This is a genomic window from Phenylobacterium sp., assembly GCF_020253645.1.
In the GTDB taxonomy this organism is placed as follows: Bacteria; Pseudomonadota; Alphaproteobacteria; order Caulobacterales; family Caulobacteraceae; genus Phenylobacterium.
In genome coordinates, this window is sequence record NZ_JADCBG010000012.1 from 1 (window position 1) to 20,378 (window position 20,378).

The 20,378-nt window shown below is 69.4% G+C and carries 20 protein-coding genes; 9 read left to right on the forward strand and 11 right to left on the reverse strand.

The window, feature by feature from the left end:
- Positions 1–241: 241 nt before the first annotated feature.
- Entirely contained in the window at positions 242–424 is a 183-nt protein-coding gene (gene rpmF, locus INE98_RS00530; RefSeq protein ID WP_110450074.1) for a 50S ribosomal protein L32, read from the reverse strand.
- A 229-nt stretch (positions 425–653) separates the two neighbouring features.
- Here rpmF and INE98_RS00535 point away from each other — a divergent pair, with 229 nt between their 5' ends.
- Complete coding sequence (locus INE98_RS00535; protein ID WP_293535770.1) at positions 654–1,124, forward strand: cupin domain-containing protein; 471 nt, start codon at positions 654–656, stop codon at positions 1,122–1,124.
- A gap of 31 nt (positions 1,125–1,155) precedes the next feature.
- Here the strand turns inward: INE98_RS00535 and INE98_RS00540 are convergent, their stop codons facing one another.
- The 3 genes from INE98_RS00540 to tpiA all read right to left on the reverse strand — a co-directional run bounded on the left by INE98_RS00540 (position 1,156) and on the right by tpiA (position 4,162).
- On the reverse strand, positions 1,156–2,796 hold the full coding sequence (locus tag INE98_RS00540; protein WP_293535771.1) for a CTP synthase: 1,641 nt from the start codon (positions 2,794–2,796) through the stop codon (positions 1,156–1,158).
- A 68-nt stretch (positions 2,797–2,864) separates the two neighbouring features.
- Positions 2,865–3,308, reverse strand: coding sequence for a preprotein translocase subunit SecG (gene secG, locus INE98_RS00545; protein WP_293535772.1), 444 nt, complete (start codon positions 3,306–3,308; stop codon positions 2,865–2,867).
- Between the two features lie 119 nt (positions 3,309–3,427).
- A complete protein-coding gene (gene tpiA / locus INE98_RS00550) occupies positions 3,428–4,162 on the reverse strand; it encodes a triose-phosphate isomerase (RefSeq protein WP_293535773.1) in 735 nt (244 codons plus the stop codon).
- 164 nt (positions 4,163–4,326) lie between these two features.
- Here tpiA and INE98_RS00555 point away from each other — a divergent pair, with 164 nt between their 5' ends.
- On the forward strand, positions 4,327–6,243 hold the full coding sequence (locus tag INE98_RS00555; protein ID WP_293535774.1) for a peptidylprolyl isomerase: 1,917 nt from the start codon (positions 4,327–4,329) through the stop codon (positions 6,241–6,243).
- On the forward strand, positions 6,240–7,772 hold the full coding sequence (gene trpE, locus INE98_RS00560; protein ID WP_293535775.1) for an anthranilate synthase component I: 1,533 nt from the start codon (positions 6,240–6,242) through the stop codon (positions 7,770–7,772). The genes INE98_RS00555 and trpE overlap by 4 nt, the downstream gene beginning before the upstream one ends.
- Here the strand turns inward: trpE and INE98_RS00565 are convergent, their stop codons facing one another.
- A complete protein-coding gene (locus INE98_RS00565; protein WP_293535776.1) occupies positions 7,773–7,952 on the reverse strand; it encodes a hypothetical protein in 180 nt (59 codons plus the stop codon).
- A gap of 77 nt (positions 7,953–8,029) precedes the next feature.
- Here INE98_RS00565 and INE98_RS00570 point away from each other — a divergent pair, with 77 nt between their 5' ends.
- From INE98_RS00570 to lexA, 4 genes are all read left to right on the forward strand, one after another.
- Positions 8,030–8,611: an aminodeoxychorismate/anthranilate synthase component II gene (locus tag INE98_RS00570; protein ID WP_293535777.1), complete on the forward strand. Its 582-nt coding sequence runs from the start codon at positions 8,030–8,032 to the stop codon at positions 8,609–8,611.
- A complete protein-coding gene (gene trpD, locus INE98_RS00575) occupies positions 8,604–9,620 on the forward strand; it encodes an anthranilate phosphoribosyltransferase (RefSeq protein ID WP_293535778.1) in 1,017 nt (338 codons plus the stop codon). Before INE98_RS00570 ends, trpD begins: the two co-directional genes overlap by 8 nt.
- Positions 9,617–10,408, forward strand: coding sequence for an indole-3-glycerol phosphate synthase TrpC (trpC, locus tag INE98_RS00580; protein ID WP_293535779.1), 792 nt, complete (start codon positions 9,617–9,619; stop codon positions 10,406–10,408). The genes trpD and trpC overlap by 4 nt, the downstream gene beginning before the upstream one ends.
- Positions 10,409–10,503: 95 nt before the next feature.
- A complete protein-coding gene (lexA, locus tag INE98_RS00585; RefSeq protein ID WP_293535780.1) occupies positions 10,504–11,202 on the forward strand; it encodes a transcriptional repressor LexA in 699 nt (232 codons plus the stop codon).
- Here lexA and INE98_RS00590 read toward each other — a convergent pair.
- Positions 11,196–13,373: a ComEC/Rec2 family competence protein gene (locus INE98_RS00590; protein ID WP_293535781.1), complete on the reverse strand. Its 2,178-nt coding sequence runs from the start codon at positions 13,371–13,373 to the stop codon at positions 11,196–11,198. The two genes, lexA and INE98_RS00590, sit on opposite strands and share 7 nt — an antisense overlap.
- Positions 13,374–13,389: 16 nt before the next feature.
- Between INE98_RS00590 and gltX the strand changes: the two genes are divergently transcribed.
- Both gltX and gltA read left to right on the forward strand, forming a co-directional pair.
- A complete protein-coding gene (gene gltX / locus INE98_RS00595; RefSeq protein ID WP_293535782.1) occupies positions 13,390–14,790 on the forward strand; it encodes a glutamate--tRNA ligase in 1,401 nt (466 codons plus the stop codon).
- 61 nt (positions 14,791–14,851) lie between these two features.
- Positions 14,852–16,135 (forward strand): citrate synthase, encoded by a 1,284-nt coding sequence (gltA, locus tag INE98_RS00600; RefSeq protein ID WP_293535783.1) that lies wholly within the window; start codon positions 14,852–14,854, stop codon positions 16,133–16,135.
- On the opposite strand, the gene lpxB is transcribed toward gltA, so the two are convergent.
- From lpxB to lpxD, 5 genes are all read right to left on the reverse strand, one after another.
- The gene (gene lpxB / locus INE98_RS00605) at positions 16,108–17,298 is read right to left on the reverse strand and encodes a lipid-A-disaccharide synthase (protein WP_293535784.1); all 1,191 of its coding nucleotides are present in this window, start codon (positions 17,296–17,298) and stop codon (positions 16,108–16,110) included. The two genes, gltA and lpxB, sit on opposite strands and share 28 nt — an antisense overlap.
- Positions 17,295–18,134 (reverse strand): LpxI family protein, encoded by an 840-nt coding sequence (locus INE98_RS00610; RefSeq protein ID WP_293535785.1) that lies wholly within the window; start codon positions 18,132–18,134, stop codon positions 17,295–17,297. The genes lpxB and INE98_RS00610 overlap by 4 nt, the downstream gene beginning before the upstream one ends.
- 5 nt (positions 18,135–18,139) lie before the next feature.
- A complete protein-coding gene (lpxA, locus tag INE98_RS00615; RefSeq protein ID WP_293535786.1) occupies positions 18,140–18,940 on the reverse strand; it encodes an acyl-ACP--UDP-N-acetylglucosamine O-acyltransferase in 801 nt (266 codons plus the stop codon).
- Entirely contained in the window at positions 18,937–19,395 is a 459-nt protein-coding gene (gene fabZ, locus INE98_RS00620; protein WP_293535787.1) for a 3-hydroxyacyl-ACP dehydratase FabZ, read from the reverse strand. Before fabZ ends, lpxA begins: the two co-directional genes overlap by 4 nt.
- Positions 19,392–20,378, reverse strand: a 987-nt coding sequence (gene lpxD, locus INE98_RS00625) for a UDP-3-O-(3-hydroxymyristoyl)glucosamine N-acyltransferase (protein ID WP_293535788.1), incomplete at its 5' end; no start/stop codon positions are given. The genes fabZ and lpxD, both read right to left, overlap by 4 nt.

Sequence of the window (20,378 nt, forward strand, 5' to 3'; positions counted from 1 at the left end):
CAAGAGGTGGAGGAATTGGAGCGGCGAATTGCTCTCCTGCGGGGGAGCTGTCGGCGAAGCCGACTGAGGGGCGCTGCGGCCCCTCAGGAGGGGGAGGCATTGGGGAGTCATTGCTCCCCTGCGGGGGAGCTGTCGGCGAAGCCGACTGAGGGGGCGCAACAGCGGCTCGACCGCCCGGGAATCAGAAAGGGCGCGGGGCCCTTCGGCGCCGCGCCCTGGAATTCCGTCGCTTCGGAGAGCCCTAGTCTTCCTTCGGCGTGATGACCTGGCGGCCCTTGTACATGCCGGTCTTCAGGTCGATGTGGTGCGGGCGCTTCAGCTCGCCGGTTTCCTTGTCCTCGACGTAGCTGTTGGCCCCCAGGGCGTGGTGCGAGCGACGCATGTTGCGGCGCGAGGGGGAGGTTTTTCGCTTCGGAACGGCCACGGGAGACTCTCTCTGGCGGACAGGGGAAGGACGGCTGCGGAAACCGGAGCGCGTCAAGGTGGGGGCTTATGCCCCAATCGTGCGGGGGATTCAAGCCGGGCCGGACGGCCGGCGCGTCTCCCGGACCCAACCTGGAGGCGCCCCAAGGAAAATCGACGCGCTTGTTCTCCACCAAGGGTCGGGTACCGTTGGCGGCATCGCGCAGTGGGCTGACAGAAAGAACCTGGAGATGACATCCTCCCTGACCGTCCGGGCGAACGAAGGCGTGGCGTTTGAGGATGGACCTGACCATGGCCGCATCCTGGTCTTCGGGCGTGAAACGGAAGGCCGCTATGGATTGATGGAGCTGACGCTGGCGCCGCGACTGGCCCATGTCGGGGACGCGCCGCTGAAGCTGGGGCCGCATCGTCACGACCACATCGAGGAGTCCTTCCTGGTCCAGTCCGGAAGGCTTCGCTTCCTGCTGGGCGAGGCGGTCTTCGATCTCGACGCCGGGGATTTCGTGCGCGTGCCGCCTGGTGTGCGCCACGGCCTGGCCAATGCCGGCGACGCGCCGGTCAGGCTGCTGGTCAGCTTCGTTCCGGGGGGGTTCGAAGAGCTGTTCCTGACCTACCGGAGCGATCAGGAGCCGCCACCACCGCCGAACGGCTTCATTGAGGCGGCGAGGCGGGACTTCGCCTCAGAGTTCGAAGACGATTGAGGGGTTCGCTCCTCACCCCTGACACCCGGACTCAGACCAGCCGGCTGCGCTCCTTGGCGGCGCCGATGAAGCTGGTGAAGAGGGGGTGGGGGTCGAAGGGGCGGCTCTTCAGCTCCGGGTGGAACTGGACGCCGACGAACCAGGGATGGTCGGCGCGCTCGCAGATCTCGGGCAGGACGCCGTCGGGAGACAGGCCGGTGAAGGACAGGCCCGTGGCCTCGATGGCCTCCCGATAGCGGATATTGACCTCGTAGCGGTGGCGGTGGCGCTCGCTGATGTGCTCGGCGCCGTAGATGGCCGCCACGCGGGAACCGGGCGTGAGGACGGCGTCGTAGGCGCCCAGGCGCATGGTACCGCCCAGGTCGTCGCCCTGCCCCCGGGTCTCGCGCGCATTGCCGCGGGTCCATTCCGTCATGAGGCCCACCACGGGCTGGGCGCTGGGGCCGAACTCGGTGGAGGAGGCCTCGGACAGGCCGGCCAGGTTCCGGGCCGCCTCGATCATGGCCATCTGCATGCCGAAGCAGATGCCGAAATAGGGAATCTGGTGTACCCGGGCGAACTGGATGGCGCGGATCATGCCCAACGCCCCGCGTTCGCCAAAGGCGCCGGGGACCAGCACGCCGTGCACCCCGGCCAGACGCTCGCCGATCAGGGCCTCGTCACGCTCGAAGGCCTCGCCCTCGATCCAGTCCAGGCGCACGCGGACATTGCTGGCCAGGCCCCCGTGGATGAGGGCCTCGACCAGCGACTTGTAGGCGTCGGTCAGGCCCGTGTACTTGCCGACGATGGCGATGGTGACCTCGCCGTCGGGATGGGCCAGGCGGTCAGAGACCCTTTGCCAGCCGGTCAGGTCGGGCTCGGGCGCCGTCCCCAGGAGGCCGAAGACGTCCAGCACTTCCCGGTCCAGTCCCTGCTCGTGGTAGTCGAGCGGCACCGCGTAGATATTGGGCGAGTCCATGGCCTGGATCACGGCGCTCTCCCGGACATTGCAGAACTGGCCGATCTTGCGGCGCTCGGCCGGAGGAATGGGCTGCTCGCAGCGGCAGAGCAGGATGTCGGGCTGGATGCCGATGGACCTCAGCTCCTTGACGGAGTGCTGGGTCGGCTTGGTCTTCATCTCCCCGGCCGTCTTCACATAGGGCAGAAGGGTGAGGTGGATGTAGCAGGCCATGCCCCGGGGCAGTTCCTGGCCCAGCTGGCGAATGGCCTCGAAGAAGGGCAGGCCCTCGATGTCGCCCACCGTGCCGCCGATCTCGACCAGGACGAAGTCGACGCCCTCACCCGGATCGGACAGGACGAAGGCCTTGATCTCGTCGGTGACGTGCGGGATCACCTGGACCGTCGCGCCGAGATAGTCGCCGCGGCGCTCCTTCTCGATGATGGTCTTGTAGATCTGGCCGGTGGTGATGTTGTCGCCGCGGGCGGCGTTGACGCCGGTGAACCGCTCGTAGTGGCCGAGGTCGAGGTCGGTCTCGGCGCCGTCCTCGGTCACGAAGACCTCGCCGTGCTGGTAGGGGCTCATCGTCCCCGGGTCGACGTTGAGATAGGGGTCGAGCTTGCGAAGGCGCACCCGGTAGCCGCGCGCCTGGAGGAGCGCGCCGAGAGCGGCGGAGGCGAGACCTTTTCCCAGGGAGGAGACCACGCCGCCGGTGATGAAGATGTACCGGGTCATGGGGGTCCAGTTAGCCGCGATTCGGCTCCGGTTGCAGACAGTCGCAAGGCCTCACCTGTGGACGAGGCTCACTGGCCCTGCGACGGCGGCGGGACGGAAGGCGTCTGGGAAGCCGGCGGAGCGGGCGCCGTCAGGGGATTGGCGAGGCTCGGCCGAGGCGCCTCGAAGGGCGCCGGCGCTGCATCCGGCGCAGGCGCCGCGGGGGCCTGCTGCTGTTCCTGCTGCCGACGAAGCGCTTCGGGCGAGAGCGACTCCACCTGCATGCGATCGACCACGGAGTCCCCGGCGCGTTCGCGACCCATGACCAGGGTCAGGGCGAGGCTGAGGACGAAGAAGGCGGATCCGAGCGCCCAGGTGATCCGGGTCAGGAAGTTGCCGGCGCCGCGGGCGGTCATGAGGCCGGAGGGCCCGCCACCCATGCCCAGGGCGCCGCCCTCCGAGCGCTGGATCAGGACGACCACCGCCAGGCAGATGCTGACGATGATGTGGAGGGTGAGCAGGAGCCCGAGCATGAAACAACCGAAAGAGCTGGCCGAGGACCGACCGGAGACGGCGGCTGATCTAACACCTGAGAGTTTGCGTTTCCAGTCCGTCCCGCCGCCGCCCCTGGACGCAGCCGCCTGGGAGGCCCTCAGGCGCCCGCAATAATGCCCAGGAAGTCCGCCGCCTTGAGGGAGGCGCCGCCGACCAGGGCGCCGCCCACCTCCGGCGTCGAGAGGATTTCAGCGGCGTTGCCCGGCTTGACCGAGCCTCCGTAAAGGATGGGGACCCGGGCCCCTGACGGTCCCTGCCGGACGACCAGTTCGGCCCGGATTGCGGCGTGAACCTCGGCGATCTGCTCAAGGGTGGGGGTCAGGCCCGTGCCGATCGCCCAGACCGGCTCGTAGGCGAGGAGAAAATCCTTGCCGTCGAGGGACGCCGGCAGCGAGCCCCTGACCTGGGCGGTGACCACGTCGAGGGCGCGCCCGGACTCCCGCTCCGCAAGGGTCTCCCCCACGCAGACGATGGGCTGGAGGCCCGCGCGCAGGGCCGCGCCGACCTTGGCCGACACAAGGTCGTCGGTCTCCCCGAAGCCGGCCCGCCGCTCCGAATGGCCGAGGATGACAAGGACCGCCCCGGCGTCGGCCAGCATTTCAGCGGAGACATCGCCCGTGAAGGCCCCGGACTCCTCCGCCCGGCAGTCCTGCCCGCCAACCTGGACCTCGGTTCCGGCAAGCGCCCGGGCCATCCGCTCCACCAGGGTGGAGGGCGGACAGAGGGCGACCCGCGCCGAGGCCCCCCGCAGGCCGTCCGCCACCGCACGGGCCTCGCGCAGGGAGGTCGAAAGACCGTTCATCTTCCAGTTGCCCACGATCCGCTTCTCCACGCGGAGCCTCCCTTTCGACCTGACTGAACCCGAAGTCCGCCGGATACGACACGATGTGCGGCCTGTCACCCGGCGCGCGCCCTCGGTGCGGCTTGCCCACGGACTGGCCAAGCCTCTATACCCGGCCTTGCAATGCGCCCGCGCGACGGGCCGGGAAGGATTTCATGATCACCCTCATCCGCGCCTTCGCAAGGTCCTGGGTCGCCCTTCTGCTGATCGGCCTCCTGATCATCAGCTTTGCGGTCTTCGGCGTCGGGGACGTCTTCAGGACCCCTGTTCCGACCGAGGTGGTGAAGGCCGGGAACAGGACCGTTTCCGTCGAGACCTTCCGGTCGGAGTGGGACCGCACGCGCCAGAACCTCCAAGAGCAGACCGGCCAGCAGATCACCAACGAACTCGCCGTGCAGGAGCGGCTGGATGTCCGGCTTCTGCAGAGCCTGGCGGACCGCCAGGCGGTGGCGGCCCTGATCGAGCGGATCGGTCTGCGCCCCTCCGACGCCCTGATCACGGCGGAAATCCAGAAGATTCCCGCCTTCTTCGACCAGCTGAGCGGCCGCTTCGACCGGCGGCTCTACCAGGACGCCCTGGCGCGCAACAAGATGACCCCGGCCATGTTCGAGCAGAGCATCCGGGACGACATCGCCCAGTCTCATCTTGCCTCAGGGCTGGTGGACGGCCTGCGCCCGCCGCGCGCCTATGGCGCGCTGGCCGTCGTCTTCGCGCAGGAGTCCCGCGATGTCCTCGCCTTCAATGTCGGCCCCGCCGCCGTCGAGGCGCCCCGGCCGCCGTCCGACAGCCAGCTGACCGAGTTCATGAAGGCGAACTCCGAGCAGCTGATGCGCCCTGAGTTCCGGGTGTTGAGCGTCGTGCGCTTCAGCTCGGCCCAGGTCGCCGGCCAGGTCAAGATCACGGAGGCGGATGTCCGCCGGCAGTTCGAATTCCGGAAGGACGCCCTCAACCGCCCCGAAACACGGTCCCTGATCCAGATCCCCGCCCGGGACGCCGGGGTTGCGCGCGGACTGGCCGACCGGCTGGGCAAGGGGGAGGACCCCGCTGCGGTCGCCCGCTCGGCGGGCGTGGAGCCTGTAATCTACACGGACAAGCCGCGCAGCGCGGTGGTCGACGAAAAGGTCGCCGAGGCGGCCTTCGCCATGGCGCAGGGCGAAGTGCGGATCGTCCAGGGCGATCTTGGCGTGGCTGTCCTGCGGGTGACCGGGATCACTCCGGGCCGGAACGTCACCCTGGACGAGATCAGGCCCATGCTGGAGGCCGAGGCGCGCAAGACCGCCGCAGCCGAGAAGGTCTACGCCCTCAGCCAGGCCTATGACGACGCCCACGCAGGAGGCGCCACCCTCAACGAAGCGGCGGCCAAGGCCGGGGTGACGGTCCTGACGGTCGGGCCGGTGGCCGAGCAGGGCTTTGATCCCACCGGCCGCCCCGTGGCCGGCCTGAGCCCGCGTCTGATCGAGACCGCATTCCGGTTGCCGCAGGGCGGGGAGAGCCAGATCGAGGAGGAAACTCAGGGAGAGTCGTTCGTCGTGCGGGTGGACAGGATCATTCCGCGCGCCCTTCCGCCTCTGGACGAGGTGCGTCAGCCCCTGGCCCGGGCCTGGATGAACCAGGAGATGGCCAAGCGGGTGCGGGCCAAGGGCGAGTCGCTCGCCGAGCAGGTCCGCAAGGGACAGGACATCGCCGCCGTGGCCGCGTCCATCGGTGCGCGCCCGGCGCGGCTGGCCGGCCTGACCCGGCAGGGCGCCGGACAGGGCGGACCGCTGTCGCAGGAAGGTTTCGGGGCCGCCTTCCAGGCGACCAAGGGGGGTGTCTTTGTCGCCGCCAACCCCGCCGCTTTCGCCGTGACGGTCGGTCGGGTGGAAACGATCACGCCCCCTGCCGTAGCCGACAACGCCCGGTCCGTGGAGGACGTCCGGCCGCAGCTGGGCATGGCCATCTTCGAGGAGCTGGGCGCTGAGCTTCCACGCTACGCCCGCTCGGTGCTGAAGGTGGAGACCTCGCTGGAGCTGGCCCGCCAGGCCCTTGGCGTCGAGGCGCCCAAGACAGAACAGCCGGCGGGGGAAAAGTGAGCCCCGAACCCGGCTTCGAGGCCTTCCGGGACATCTATGGCGCGGGTCGCGCCCAGGTGGTCTGGACCCGTCTGATCGACGACCTGGAAACGCCCGTCTCAGCCTACCTCAAGATCGCGAATGGCCGACCCTACGCCTTCCTTTTCGAGAGCGTCGAGGGAGGGGCCTGGCGGGGACGCTACTCGGTGATCGCCCTCAAGCCGGACCTGGTGTGGCGTTGCCGCGGCGACACCGCGGAGGTGGCCGAGGGCGAGGCGATTGCAGAGGGCCGGTTCACGGTCCAGCCCGGGGGCGCCCTGGACTCCCTGCGCGACCTTGTGGCGGCTTCCCGCCTCGAAACGCCCGCAGGCCTTCCTCCGATGACGGCCGGCGTATTCGGAGCGATTGGCTATGACATGGTGCGCCTTGTCGAGCGTCTGCCCAACATCAACCCGGACACCCTGGGGCTTCCGGACGCCGTCATGATCCGGCCCTCGGTGGTGGCGGTGTTCGACAGCATCGGCCAGGAGATCCTGCTCGCGACGACCGTCCGGCCATCAGAGGGCCCGGCGGAAACGGCCTGGGCGGCGGCGATCACCCGGCTCTCGGCGATCCGGGAGGACCTCAAGGCCTCCGCACAGCCGCCGAAGGGAACAGCCGAGCCCCTGCCCGATCGCTTCACGACGCCGGTCAGCCGTGAGGATTATCGCACTGTGGTGAGCCGCGCGAAGGCCTACATCGCCGCCGGCGATATCTTCCAGGTGGTGCCCAGCCACAGATTCCGGGCGCCGTTTCCGCACGATCCCTTTGCGCTCTACCGGTCGCTGCGCCGGACCAATCCCTCCCCCTTCCTGTTCTACCTGAACTTCGGCGACTTCCAGCTGGCGGGGTCTTCGCCGGAGATCCTGGTCCGGCTCAGGGACGGCAAGATCACCATCCGCCCCATCGCCGGGACGCGGCCCCGGGGCGCGACACCCGAGGAGGACCTGGCCCTGGAAGCCGAGCTTCTCGCGGACCCCAAGGAGCGCGCGGAGCATCTGATGCTCCTGGACCTCGGACGCAACGATGTCGGCCGGGTGGCCATGCTGAACGCCGCCGGCGCCAATGCGCCCGCCGCCCGCCGGGCCGGGCCCCATGTGCGGGTCACCGACAGCTTCTTTGTCGAGAGATACAGCCACGTCATGCACCTGGTCTCCAATGTCGAGGGCGACGCCCCCGAGGGCCTGGATCCTGTGGACGTGCTCATGGCCGCCCTGCCGGCGGGCACCCTTTCGGGAGCGCCCAAGGTGCGGGCCATGGAGATCATCGACGAACTGGAGACCGAGAAGCGCGGCGTCGCCTATGCCGGGGCGGTGGGCTATTTCGGCGCGGATGGATCGGTGGACACCTGCATCGTCCTGCGGACGGCCTGTTTCAAGGACGGCATCATGCACATCCAGGCCGGCGGCGGCGTGGTGGCCGACAGCGACGCCGACGCCGAGTACGACGAGACCCTGCACAAGGCCAGAGCCCTGCGCCGGGCCGCCGAGGAGGCCTGGCGCTTCGTCTGATCAGGGCGCCGGCGCGAGGATCACCGCGGCGGCGAGGGCCAGGGACGTCGCCGCCGCAAAGGCGGCGGCGGCCAGGGCGGCCCAGGCCCCGTCTTTCCGGCCCGGGGTTTTCAGCAGGGCTTTGGCGCGAGCCAGTTCGTCAGGGCTGACAGCCCCCCGGGGGGAATCATCTTCGGCCATGCTTGGAGCCTGTCCCTTCGCGCCGTTCCTGACAATCGGGCTTTCCCTCGCGCGCGGGTTTCACTAGGGACAGGGCCATGATCCTGGTGATCGATAACTACGACAGCTTCACCTACAACCTGGTTCATTACCTGAACGAACTGGGGGCGGAGACGCGCGTTCAGCGCAATGACGACCTGACGGCGGCGGAGGCCATCGCCCTGAGGCCCGACGCGGTCCTGCTTTCGCCGGGACCCTGCTCGCCGGATGAGGCGGGCATCTGCCTGGAACTCCTGCGCAAGGCCCCCGACACCCTCCCGATCCTCGGCGTCTGCCTGGGGCACCAGTCCATCGGGCAGGCCTTCGGGGGCCGGGTGGTCCGGGCCAAGGCCCTGATGCACGGCAAGACCAGCGCGATCCGTCACACCGGCAAGGGCGTCTTCGCCGACCTGCCGAACCCCTTCACGGCGACGCGCTACCACAGCCTGGCCGTGGAGCAGGCCAGCCTGCCTGACGCCCTGGAGGTCACCGCCTGGACCGACGACGGCGAGATCATGGGGCTCCAGCACCGGACCCGCCCGGTTCACGGGGTCCAGTTCCACCCGGAGTCGATCGCCACGGAAGGCGGCCACAAGCTGCTGGGCAACTTCCTTGAACTCGCGGCCCGGGCCCGTGTCTGAGGTCTTCCGCCCGCTGCTCCGCCGGCTGGTCGAGGGCGAGGTCCTGGACGCCGCCGAGGCCGAAGCCTTCTTCGCCGCATGCCTGAAGGGCGAACCCTCCCCCGCCCAGGTCGGCGCCGCCCTGACAGCCCTTCGCATGCGCGGCGAGACCCCGGGCGAGATCGCTGCGGGCGCACGGGCCATGCGCGCCGCCGCCCTGCGGCTGGAGGTTCCCTTCCCCACCCTCGACGTCTGCGGCACCGGGGGAGACGGCCTGCACACCCTGAACATCTCCACGGCGGTGGCGTTCGTGGCGGCCGGCGGGGGCCTGAAGGTGGCCAAGCACGGAAACCGCGCCCTTTCCTCCAAGTCCGGAGCCGCCGACGTCCTTTTGGCCCTTGGCGTAGACATCGAGGCCCGGGCCGACCGGCAAAGGAAGGCCCTGGAGGAGGCGGGCGTCTGCTTTCTCTTCGCCCAGGCGCACCACAGCGCCATGCGGCATGTTTCCCCGATCCGCGCGGAGCTGGGCTATCGCACCCTCTTCAATCTCCTGGGGCCCCTCACCAATCCCGCCGGCGCCGCCCGCCAGGTGCTCGGGGTCTTCGATCCCGCCTGGCTTCAGCCGATGGCCGAGGTCCTGCGCGACCTCGGTTCCGAATGCGCCTGGGTGGTCCACGGGCAGGGCATGGATGAGCTCACCACCACCGGCGAGACCGAGGTCGTCGCGCTCAAGGACGGGGTCCTTCGCCGCTTTACGGTACGCCCCGAGGAGGCGGGCATTCCCGAGGGCCGTCTGCAGGATCTGGTCGGCGGAGACCCCGGGTACAACGCCAGGGCCCTGCAGGCGCTTCTCGACGGCGCCCCGGGACCCTATCGCCACATCGTTCTGCTGAACGCCGCGGCCGCCTTTGTCGTCTCTGGCCGGGTGCGCACCCTCGCCGAGGGGGTGCGGTTGGCGGGTCAGGTCATCGATGATGGTCGCGCCCGGGCGGCGCTGGAAGCCCTGGTGCGGATCTCCAACGGCCGATGACCGACATTCTCGCGCGCATCGCCGACTACAAGCGCGCCGACGTCGCCGGGCGCAAGGCATCCCGGCCGCAGGCTGAGGTCGAGGCCGCCGCAGCGGGCGCAAGCCCGCCCAGGGGGTTCGCCGCCGCCCTGGAGGCCGCCGCAGGACCCGGACGACTCGCCCTGATCGCGGAGATCAAGAAGGCCTCGCCGTCCAAGGGCCTGATACGCGGTCACTTCGACCCGCCCGCCCTGGCCCGCGCCTATGCCGAAGGCGGGGCCGCTTGCCTGTCGGTGCTGACCGACGGGCCGAGTTTCCAGGGTGACGACGCCTATCTCGTCGCTGCGCGGGCGGCGACCCCCCTGCCCTGCCTGCGCAAGGACTTCCTGGTCGATCCCTGGCAGGTCGCCGAATCCCGCGCCCTGGGGGCCGACGCCATCCTCGTGATTCTGGCCATGGTCGAGGACGGCCTCGCCGCCGAACTCATGTCGGAGGCCGACCGCCTTGGAATGGACGCCTTGGTCGAGGTCCACGACGAGGTCGAGATGCGCCGGGCCGGCGGACTGGGCGCACGGCTGGTCGGCGTGAACAACCGCGACCTGCGGACCTTTGTCACGGACCTGGCGGTGACGGAAAGACTCGCCGCGCAGGTCCCTGAAAACGCTCAACTTGTGACCGAGAGCGGGATCTTCAGCCGGCAGGACGCCGAACGCCTTTCCCGGGCCGGCGCCGTGGCCATGCTGGTGGGCGAGAGCCTGATGCGGCAGGACGACGTGGCTGCGGCGACCCGGGCCCTCCTCGGCGCCTGACCCGGGCCTCGCGCCAGGGCGCTTGACATTCCCTGAGAACACCAGAAGAACATCGCCGTAAGTTGTTGCTTTGTTCCCTGGAGGGGGCTCCGGACATGCTGACGCGCAAACAGCACGAACTTCTCATGTTCATCCATGAAAGGATCAAGGAGACAGGCGTCTCCCCGTCCTTCGACGAGATGAAGGACGCCCTTGACCTCGCGTCCAAGTCCGGGATCCACAGGTTGATCACGGCCCTCGAGGAACGCGGCTTTCTCCGGCGCCTGCCGCACCGGGCGCGCGCGCTGGAGGTGGTGAAGCTTCCGCAGCAGGAGACCGCCTCGGCTCCGCCCCGGGGCCGCGGCCCCGCCAGGCTTTCGGTGGTTGAGCCAGGCGCCCCGGCCCCGGTCGCGCCCCTGGCCGCCAACGACATCCGGGAGCTGCCCGTCCTCGGGCGGATCGCCGCCGGTACGCCCATCGAGGCCATCCAGCAGGAACGAGACCGCATGCCGGTGCCCGAGGCGATCCTCGGCGCCGGAGAGCACTTCGTCCTGGAGGTCCAGGGCGACTCCATGATCAACGCCGGCATCCTCGACGGGGACCGGGTGATCATTCGCCGGACCGACTCCGCCAGTTCCGGCGACATCGTCGTGGCCCTGGTCATGGGGGAGGAAGCCACGCTGAAGCGTCTTCGCCGCAAGGGCGCCTCCATCGCGCTCGAGGCCGCCAACCCGGCCTATGAGACCCGGATCTTCGGGCCGGACCAGGTGGCGGTGCAGGGCAAGCTCGTCGGTCTCATCCGGGCCTATCACTGATACCCGGGGGCCGCCCACGGCCGGGCGCCCCGCATGGGCTGAGCCCAGAGGGCGCGCCATCGTCCGTCGGGAAGCCGCCAGAGCTCTACCGAGCCACCCGATCGGAAATCCGTCTCATCCAGGATGAACCGCGCCCCGCAGGGCCCGGCCGGGCGTCGTCCGCGCAGGACGATCAGGTCGGCTGAACTGCAGGCCAGCCGGTATTCCCTCTGCAGCACGCCAGGTCGCCGGGTCCAGATGACCGCCACCGGCGGCCCCCCCGGGACCGGCGTGCAGGCGTAGGTCCTGCAAGCCAGGCCGGGAACCGGACCGTCAGTCGGGGCACGAAGGGCAAGACCCCGCCGGCGGGACCAGACCTCCGCGCCAAAGCGGCGCACGTCCGGCCTCAGGGCGACCGCCGAATCCCCCGCACGGACGGCTGCAGACGCGCCGTCATGGGCCACCCAGAGATCCGGGGCCGGCGTCCGCGGGGCGAGATAGACCGCAAGGGCGAGCGGCAGGCCGATCCACCTGAGCGGGCCCTTCCAGAGGCAGATGAAGAGCAGCCCCAGAAAGGTGACCGGAAGGGCCCAGGGCGGCGCGCTGGCGATCACCCTTTCCGCGCCCGGAAGGCCGGCGAAGATCCGGGCGATGGCGTTCAGGGCCTCGATCCCCTGTCCCGCAAACCAGAGGGGGACATCCCCGAGGCCGAGGGGCGTGAGGAGGACGCCGAGGGCGAGGGCCGGCATCAGAAGCAGGGTGGAGACCGGCTCCGACAGGAGGTTGGCGGGCAGCCCATAGACCGCGATCCGGTTGAAGTGCTGTAGGGCGAAGGGGCCGGTGGCGAGACCCGCCGCCAGCGAGATCAGGACCCCGGCCAGGGCGGCGGCGCCCGCGCCTTGAAGGATCCGGACCGGCAGGGGGGTGGAGATTTCGCGAACCGGCGCCGGCCAGGCCTCGGCGAGGGCGACCAGGGCGGCGGTGGCGGCGAAGGACATCTGGAAGCCCGGTTGGGTAACCGCCTCCGGTCGCATGAGCAGGACGACCGTCGCCGCCAGCGCCAGGGTCCGGAGGCTGATGGCCCGGCGATCCCAGAGAATGGCGCAGAAGGCGGCGCAGGCCGTGACCCCCGCCCGGACCGCCGGATCAGGCCCTCCCGACAGGACGAGGTAGGCGAGAATGGCGATCATCCCGGAGGCCGCTGCGACCTTGCGGCCGGGGAGCCTGAGGGCGAGCCAGGGGCTCACGGCGACGGCGAGCCTGGCGAGCCCGTAGACGAACCCGCCCACGATCGCCATGTGCAGGCCGGAAATCGAGATGATGTGGGCGAGGCCCGCCGCCCTCAGCGCTTCGACCTGGGCGGGAGGGACAAAGGCCTCATGACCCGTGGTCATGGCGGCGGCGAGACCGCCGCGCTCCACCCCCATGCGATCGACAAGGCGTCGGGTGAGGTCCCACCGGAAGGCGTTGACCTGCATCTGGAGACGCAGTCCCCAGGGAAGGGCGCCCGGCGGACCGGTCGCAGCCTCGACCCCGCCCAGAGCCAGCCCGACCCCTCCCACGCCGTCGAAGAAGGAGTCCCGGGCGAAGTCATAGGCGCCTGGCGAGGACGGCGGCGGCGGCGGATTCAGCAGGGCCCGGGTGGTGATCCGGGTTCCCGGCGCCGGAGGCGCCTCCGGACCGCGGAGGGTCAGCCGGATGCGGATGGGGGTCTCATCGGGCGAGAGACCCGCCACGGTGACCGGGGCCAGGAGGACCCGGCTTCCGCCCTGCCCGGGACTCGCCACATCCACCACCCACGCCTCGATCCGGCGAACATCCCCGCCGGGCGGAATGATGGGAGCCTGGACCTGCTCGGTCCTCAGCCGGGCGAGGCCGAGGCCCGCGGCGAGGCAGGCCAGGAGAACGAGGGCGCCGGAGGCTGCGGGCCCCAGGGGAGCTCTCATGGCCGTCAGGGCAAGGACGACGGCCGCGAGAAGGGACAGGATCGCCACTCCAAGAACAGGTTCTCCGGGCAGGGCGAAGTAGAGCGCGGCGCCGCAGCCCAGAGCGACCGGGGTCCAGAGCCCGAAGCGTCCGGCCTGGAGGTCCGCCTGCCGCCCCAGCCAGAGGCGGGCGCCTCTCAGGCTAGGAGCGCGCGCGAGACGCATGTTAAGAGGCGGCCCGCCGCCAGTGGCGGCGGTCTCACCCATCTGTCTCGGTACCCTCATGAGCGAACGTCAGGTCGTCACGCGCATCGCGCCCTCTCCGACCGGGTCGATGCACATCGGCACGGCGCGCACCGCCCTGTTCAACTGGCTTTACGCCCGCCGGATGGGCGGGAAGTACCTGCTCCGGATCGAGGACACCGACCGGGAGCGGTCGACGGACGCCGCCGTGAAGGTGATCCTCGACGGTCTGTCCTGGCTGGGGCTGGAACCGGACGAGCCGCCGGTGTTCCAGTTTTCCCGCGCCGACCGACACCGCGCGGTCGCCCTGGAGCTGCTGGCCCGGGGCGGGGCCTACCGGGACTACATGACGCCTGACGAGCTGGCGGAGGAACGCGAGAGGGCGCGCGCCGAGGGACGGGTGGTGCGCTCGCCCTGGCGCGACGCCAATGGCGGCCCGGACGACCTGGAGCGACCGCACGTGATCCGCCTGCGGGCGCCCCAGTCGGGCGAGACCCGGATCGACGACCAGGTGAAGGGCGAGGTGATCTTTCGCAACGCCGACCTGGACGACCTGATCCTGCTGCGCACGGACGGCACGCCCACCTACAACCTCGCTGTCGTGGTCGATGATCACGACATGGGGGTGACCCACGTCATCCGGGGGGACGACCACCTCACCAATGCGGCGCGTCAGACCCACATCTATCAGGCCATGGGATGGGAAACGCCGGTCTGGGCTCATCTGCCCATGATCCACGGCCCTGACGGCAAGAAATTGTCCAAGCGGCACGGCGCCCAGGCGGTCAGCGAGTTCGATGACATGGGCTATCTGCCCGAGGCCCTGCGGAACTACCTGGCCAAGCTGGGCTGGGGACACGGCGACGACGAGATCTTCACGGACGACCAGGCCCGGGCCTGGTTCGATATCCGCGACGTGGTGGGCGCCCCCGCCCGCCTGGACTGGGACAAGCTCAATCACCTGAACAATCATTACATCCGGCAGGCCGACCCGGAGCGGCTGGCCAACCTGGTGGAGACTGTGCTGAAGAGCCGGGACTGGCCGCTGCATGACGGAGACAGGGAGGTCCTCTTGCGGACCCTGCCCCTCGTGCGCGACGGCGCCCGCACCCTTCTGGACCTTGCGGACGCGGTCATCTTCGCCCTGCGCCGGCGCCCTCTGGAGCTGCCCGAAAAGGCCCTGGGCCAGCTGACCGGGGAAACCCGCGCCCGGCTGGGCCGGCTCGCCGAGCGGCTTGCGGATGCGGAGTGGACCCTCCCCGCCCTGGAGGCGGAGATCCGCGCCTTCGCCGAGGCCGAGGCGGTCGGAATCGGCAAGTTTGGCCCCGCCCTGAGGGCCGTGCTGTCGGGAGGCTCGCCGGCGCCTGACCTTGCAGGCGCCCTCGTCTCGATCGGCCGGGACGAAAGCCTCGCCCGGATGCAGGATGCGCTTCCTAACTGAATGTTAGGCGGTATAAGGCATCAAACCATATGTTCAGTTTCTTCCGGAACGAGGGGATGTGATGGGGGATACGGCCAAGATCAGCGTCGCGGGAACGACGGTCGAACTTCCGGTGCTTCGGGGCACGGACGGCCCGGCTGTCGTCGATGTCCGCAAGCTCTATGCGGAAGCAGACGTCTTCACCTATGACCCCGGCTTCACCTCGACGGCGTCCTGCGAGAGCAAGATCACCTTCATCGACGGCGACAAGGGCATTCTGCTGCACCGCGGATACCCGATCGACCAGCTGGCCGAGAAGTCGACCTTCCTCGAAGTCTGCTACCTGTTGCTGAACGGCGACCTTCCCAGCGCCCAGGAGTACGAAAGCTTCCAGAACACGATCACGAACCACACCATGGTTCACGATCAGTTCGATCGGTTTTTCAATGGCTTCCGGCGTGATGCTCACCCGATGGCCATCATGGTCGGCGCTGTTGGCGCCCTGTCCGCCTTCTACTACGACAGCGCCAACATCGATGATCCGCAGCAACGTATCATCTCGTCGCACCGGCTGATCGCCAAGATGCCGACGATCGCCGCCCGGGCGTTCAAGTATTTCCGGGGCCAGCCCTTCGTCTATCCGCGCAACGAGCTTTCCTACTCCGAGAACTTCCTGCGCATGTGCTTCTCGGTGCCCGCCGAGGACTGGAAGCCGAACCCGGTCCTCACCCGGGCCATGGACCGCATCTTCATCCTGCACGCCGACCACGAGCAGAACGCCTCCACCTCCACGGTGCGCCTCGCCGGCTCCTCCGGCGCCAATCCCTTCGCCTGCATCGCCGCCGGCATCGCCTGCCTCTGGGGTCCCAGCCATGGCGGGGCCAATGAAGAGGCCCTGAACATGCTGGCCGAGATCGGCTCGGTGGATCGGATCCCGGAGTACGTCCAGGGCGTGAAGGACCGGAAGTACCGGCTGATGGGCTTCGGCCACCGGGTCTACAAGAACTATGACCCTCGCGCGAAGGTCATGCAGCAGACCTGCCATGAGGTCCTGGCCGAGGTCGGCCACTCCAACGACCCCCTTCTGAAGGTGGCGATGGAGCTGGAGAAGATCGCCCTCAACGATCCCTACTTCGTCGAGCGCAAGCTTTATCCGAACGTGGATTTCTATTCGGGCATCACCCTGCGGGCCCTCGGCTTCCCGCCCGAGATGTTCACCGTGCTGTTCGCCCTGGCGCGCACTGTGGGCTGGATCTCGCAGTGGAAGGAAATGATCGAGGACCCGTCGCAGAAGATCGGCCGCCCGCGGCAGATCTACACCGGCGCGCCTGCGCGCGATTACGTGCCGCTCGACAAGCGCCGCTGATCTTCGTCCAGCAGGCCGAGTACAACCCGCGCGGCGGTCTCCGAGGGATCGGGACCGCCGCGTCCCATTTTGTCCAGCGCCGCATCCTGGGCTGCAACCTGTGCACGCCGCAGGTCCGGGTCCCGGAGCCGCAGGTCAAGCTCGGCCGCAAGTCGGGGGCCGTTGCACTCGTCCTGGATGAGCTCTGGCGCCAGGAAGTCTCGGGCCGCGATGTTGAACAGCACGACCCAGGGCGTGCGGATCAGGAACCGCGCGACAAAGTGGGTCACATTCCCAAGGCGGTAGGCGACGACCATCGGCACGCCCGCCTGGGCGACCTCAAGGGTCACGGTTCCCGAACAGGCCAGGGCGAGATCGGCGGCGCGCATGGCCTCCCGCTTTTCGCGCTCACCCTCGACCACATGCACCCGGAAGGGCCAGCCGGCGACCGCGGCCCTGACCCGCGCTGCAACGGTCTCCGCCACGGGCAGGACGACCTGCAGGGTCGGATGATCGGCCTTTAACCGCTTCACCGCCTCCTCGAAGGGCGGCAGCAGGCGATCGACCTCTCCCGGGCGACTGCCGGGCAGCACCAGAAGGACGGGTGCGGAGGCCGCAATGGCGTGGCGCGCTCGGAAAGCCGCCGGGTCGCAATCCGAGAAGTCCATATGAAGGGCCGGATGACCGACAAAGGTGGTCGGCAGGCCCCAGGCCTCGAAATAGGGCGGCTCGAAGCTGTTGATGACAAGCAGGTGATCGACCAGGCCTGCCAGCGCCTTGGCCCTCCCGGGCCGGGTGGCCCAGACCTGAGGCGCGACGTACTTCACAAGGCGAGCCTTCGGGGCGAGGCGTCGGATGGCCCGGGCCGCAAGCCAGCTGAACCCCCAGGAGTCGATGAGGACGACAAGGTCCACCCCCTCCCTCGCGGCGGCCCGGGCGGTTTCCTCGGCCCGCTGTCGCACCCGCGGGATGGCGAGCAGGCCCTCCAGCAGACCAAACACCGAGATCTCGGACATGTCGAACAGGCTCTCGACACCCGCCGCCGCCATGCGCGGTCCGCCGACGCCCACCAGCCTCAGATCGGGTCCGCAGCGCTCGCGCAGGGCGAGGGCCAGCCCCGCGCCGCGATCGTCCCCGGAGGGCTCTCCGGCGACCAGCATGATGACCGGCGGTTTTCCGCTCATTCCGCCTCGACCCCGACCACGAAGAGACCGAGTTCGTCCGCCAGCCGGATGACGGCCTCACGCTCCAGGACAAGGGTCCGCCCCGCCTCCCCGACAATGCCCGCCAGACCTGCACGCGCCGCGCCGCGCACGGTGGCGGGTCCGAGGGTCGGAAGATCCACCCGGGTTTCCTGGATCGGCTTGGGCGCCTTGGCCAGGACGCCCCGCCGGCGCCCCGCCTCGCCGCGCAAGGCCGGAGCCACCTCCTCGGCAACCCGGCGGAGCATGGCGTCGGTGCCCTCCTGGGCTTCAACCGCGAGGACGAGTCCCTCGCAGACAATGGCGCCCTGGCCAATGTCCAGATCCCCGATCCGCCGGGCGACCTCCAGGGCGCGCTGGATATCGGCCTGGTGCGAAGGGTCCGGCGCAAGCCGCCCCAGGGGGCCCGCTGACAGCAAGAGATCGCTCCGGGCCTCATGGGCGCCTTCGATGGCGAAACCCTCCTTGCGGAACTCGTCGAGCACGGCCCGCAAGAGGGCGTCGTCTCCCCGCCGCGCCTCGAGAATGAGACGGGGCAGCATGGCGACCCCCCTGAGATCGGGCTTGAGGGCGGCGAAGTCCGGACGGGCGACATTCCCCGCAAGGCAGACAGAGGCGCAGCCGGCGGCCTTGAGGACCTTGATGCAGCGCCCGACCTCCCCGAGTCCGACCGTCTCACCCGGAAAGTCGTCCATGGGCGCGCCGGCGAACCCCCGCAGCCTGACCACGAACAGAGGCCGGCCCGTCTCGACGCAGTGCCGGGCGATTTCCAGAGGCAGGTCGCCGCCTCCGGCGATCAGGCCGAGGCGCCCCTGCATGACGCTCAGTCCTCCCGGGCGGGGAGGCAGATCGGCCTGTTGGCCTCATCGGCCCGGATGAAGTCGATGACCTCGAGGACGGGCGCGCTGTGGCCGTAGAGGGCCAGGGTGTCGTCGATCCGTTCCTGGAAGCTGCCTTCCCGGGCGAAGAGCAGGCGGTAGGCGGCGCGGAGATGACTGATCGTCTCGCGGCTGAAGTCCCGCCGCTTGAGGCCCACGAGGTTCAGCCCTTCAAGGTGGGCGTGATTACCCCAGACAAGCCCGTAGGGGATCACGTCCTTGGTCACGGCCGCAAGGCCGCCGATGAAGGCGAAGCGGCCCACCCGGCAGTGCTGGTGCACCGCTGCGAGCCCCGAGACCATCACATGGTCGCCGATCTCGACGTGTCCGCCCAGGGTGGCGGAGTGCGCGAGGATCACATTGTTCCCGACCCGGCAGTCGTGGCCCACATGACTGGTGGCCATGAACATCCCGTCATTCCCCACCTGGGTTACACCGCCGCCGTTGGCGGTGCCGATGTGCATGGTGACATGCTCCCAGATCTGGTTCCGGTCCCCGAGCCAGAGTTCCGTCGGCTCTCCGCGGTATCCGGTGTGATGAGGCGGCCCGCCGAGATTCGAGAAGTTGCGGACCAGGCAGTCGGCGCCGATCGTCGTCCGGTTCTCGATCACCACGTGGGCGAGGATGCGGGTCCGCGCCCCGATGCGGGCATGCTCGCTGATCAGGCTGTAGGGGCCGACGCTGACCCCTTCGTCCAGTTGTGCGCCCGGGGCGACGATGGCGGTGGGATGGATTTCGACAGTCATTGGGGAGTCTCCACCAGCATGGCGGCGAACTCCGCCTCGGCAGCGACCTTGTCGCCCACCATGGCGCGCCCCTGGAACTTGAAGAGACCGCCGCGGGCCCTGGCGACCCGAACATTGAGCTTGAGAAGATCGCCCGGCCGCACGGGATGCCGGAAACGGCAATTGTCCACGGAGGCGAACAGAATGGTTTTTCCCCTCGGATCGACGTCGAGGGTCTTGGACATGAGGACGGCGCCGGTCTGGGCCATGGCCTCGACGATCAGGACCCCGGGCATCACGGGATAGTCCGGGAAGTGCCCCTGGAAGAAGCCTTCGTTGAAGGTGACGGCCTTGATCCCGACGATCGACTCGCCGGCGACGTAGTCTTCGGCCCGGTCAACAAGCAGGAAGGGAAAGCGATGCGGGATCCGGGCCAGGATCTCACCGATCTCGATGGTGGTGGAGTCATCGGTCATGCATCACCTCCCCTGCGACGGCGGCCCGTGGCGCGCGAGAGCCAGGCGACCTCACGCAACCATTTCTGAACTGGCTGGGCGGGAAACCCTGCCCAGGTCTCTCCAGACGGAACACTCCTCAGGACGCCGCCGGAAGCTCCGATCCGTGCGCCGTCGCCGATCTCGAGGTGGTCGGCGACGCCCGCCTGCCCCCCGAACTGGCAGCCATCGCCAATGGTGACGCTGCCGGAGATTCCGGTCTGACCCGCCAGCACGCAGTTGCGCCCGATCCGGACATTGTGGGCGATATGGACCTGGTTATCGACCTTGGTGTTCTCGCCGACCACGGTATCCTCGAAGGCTCCGCGATCGATCGTGGTCCCGGCGCCGATCGTCACTCCATCCTGGAGGATCACACGGCCCAGTTGCGGGATGTCGATGAGGCCGGCAGATCCGGCCGTAGCCCCGAAGCCCGCCTCGCCGATGACCGCCCCGGACAGAATCTTCACCCTGTCTCCCAGCAAGGCGAAGCTGATCGAGACATTCGGCCCGATACGACAGTCGCGGCCGATGGCGACACCGGGCCCAATCACCGTGTTCGGGCCCACCACCGTTCCGGCGCCGATCGCCGCACCCTGACCGACGACCACGCCCGGACCCAGGCGAACTCCCGGCTCAAGCCGGGCGTCGGGTGAAATCCGGGCCGCGCCGACATGCTGGCGCGGGGGATGGAGCGCCTCGGCCAGGAGGGCGTAGGCGGCGTGGGGATTGCGATGGACCAGGGGCGCGCATCCCGGCGGAAGATCCCCGGCCAGGGCTGCCGGCGCGAAGCAGGCGGAAGGAGACTGGCTGCGCAGCTCCTCCAGGTAGGTCGGGCTGGCGACGAAGGAGGCCGCGCCCGGCCCCGCGCGGGATGCGATCGCCACGCGCTCTATCCACACGTCTCCACACCCCTCGGGGGAGCGCGCACCGGTCAGCTGGCAGACAGCCTCCAGGCGCATCGG

What these genes read in the sequence shown, in the direction of transcription:
- INE98_RS00535 (WP_293535770.1), top strand. Translation starts at nt 654, where the DNA reads ATGACATCCTCCCTGACCGTCCGGGCGAACGAAGGCGTGGCGTTTGAG.
- INE98_RS00540 (WP_293535771.1), bottom strand. Translation starts at nt 2,796, where the DNA reads ATGACCCGGTACATCTTCATCACCGGCGGCGTGGTCTCCTCCCTGGGA.
- secG (WP_293535772.1), bottom strand. Translation starts at nt 3,308, where the DNA reads ATGCTCGGGCTCCTGCTCACCCTCCACATCATCGTCAGCATCTGCCTG.
- INE98_RS00555 (WP_293535774.1), top strand. Translation starts at nt 4,327, where the DNA reads ATGATCACCCTCATCCGCGCCTTCGCAAGGTCCTGGGTCGCCCTTCTG.
- INE98_RS00565 (WP_293535776.1), bottom strand. Translation starts at nt 7,952, where the DNA reads ATGGCCGAAGATGATTCCCCCCGGGGGGCTGTCAGCCCTGACGAACTG.
- INE98_RS00570 (WP_293535777.1), top strand. Translation starts at nt 8,030, where the DNA reads ATGATCCTGGTGATCGATAACTACGACAGCTTCACCTACAACCTGGTT.
- trpC (WP_293535779.1), top strand. Translation starts at nt 9,617, where the DNA reads ATGACCGACATTCTCGCGCGCATCGCCGACTACAAGCGCGCCGACGTC.
- lexA (WP_293535780.1), top strand. Translation starts at nt 10,504, where the DNA reads ATGCTGACGCGCAAACAGCACGAACTTCTCATGTTCATCCATGAAAGG.
- INE98_RS00590 (WP_293535781.1), bottom strand. Translation starts at nt 13,373, where the DNA reads ATGGGTGAGACCGCCGCCACTGGCGGCGGGCCGCCTCTTAACATGCGT.
- gltX (WP_293535782.1), top strand. Translation starts at nt 13,390, where the DNA reads ATGAGCGAACGTCAGGTCGTCACGCGCATCGCGCCCTCTCCGACCGGG.
- gltA (WP_293535783.1), top strand. Translation starts at nt 14,852, where the DNA reads ATGGGGGATACGGCCAAGATCAGCGTCGCGGGAACGACGGTCGAACTT.
- lpxB (WP_293535784.1), bottom strand. Translation starts at nt 17,298, where the DNA reads ATGAGCGGAAAACCGCCGGTCATCATGCTGGTCGCCGGAGAGCCCTCC.
- INE98_RS00610 (WP_293535785.1), bottom strand. Translation starts at nt 18,134, where the DNA reads ATGCAGGGGCGCCTCGGCCTGATCGCCGGAGGCGGCGACCTGCCTCTG.
- lpxA (WP_293535786.1), bottom strand. Translation starts at nt 18,940, where the DNA reads ATGACTGTCGAAATCCATCCCACCGCCATCGTCGCCCCGGGCGCACAA.
- fabZ (WP_293535787.1), bottom strand. Translation starts at nt 19,395, where the DNA reads ATGACCGATGACTCCACCACCATCGAGATCGGTGAGATCCTGGCCCGG.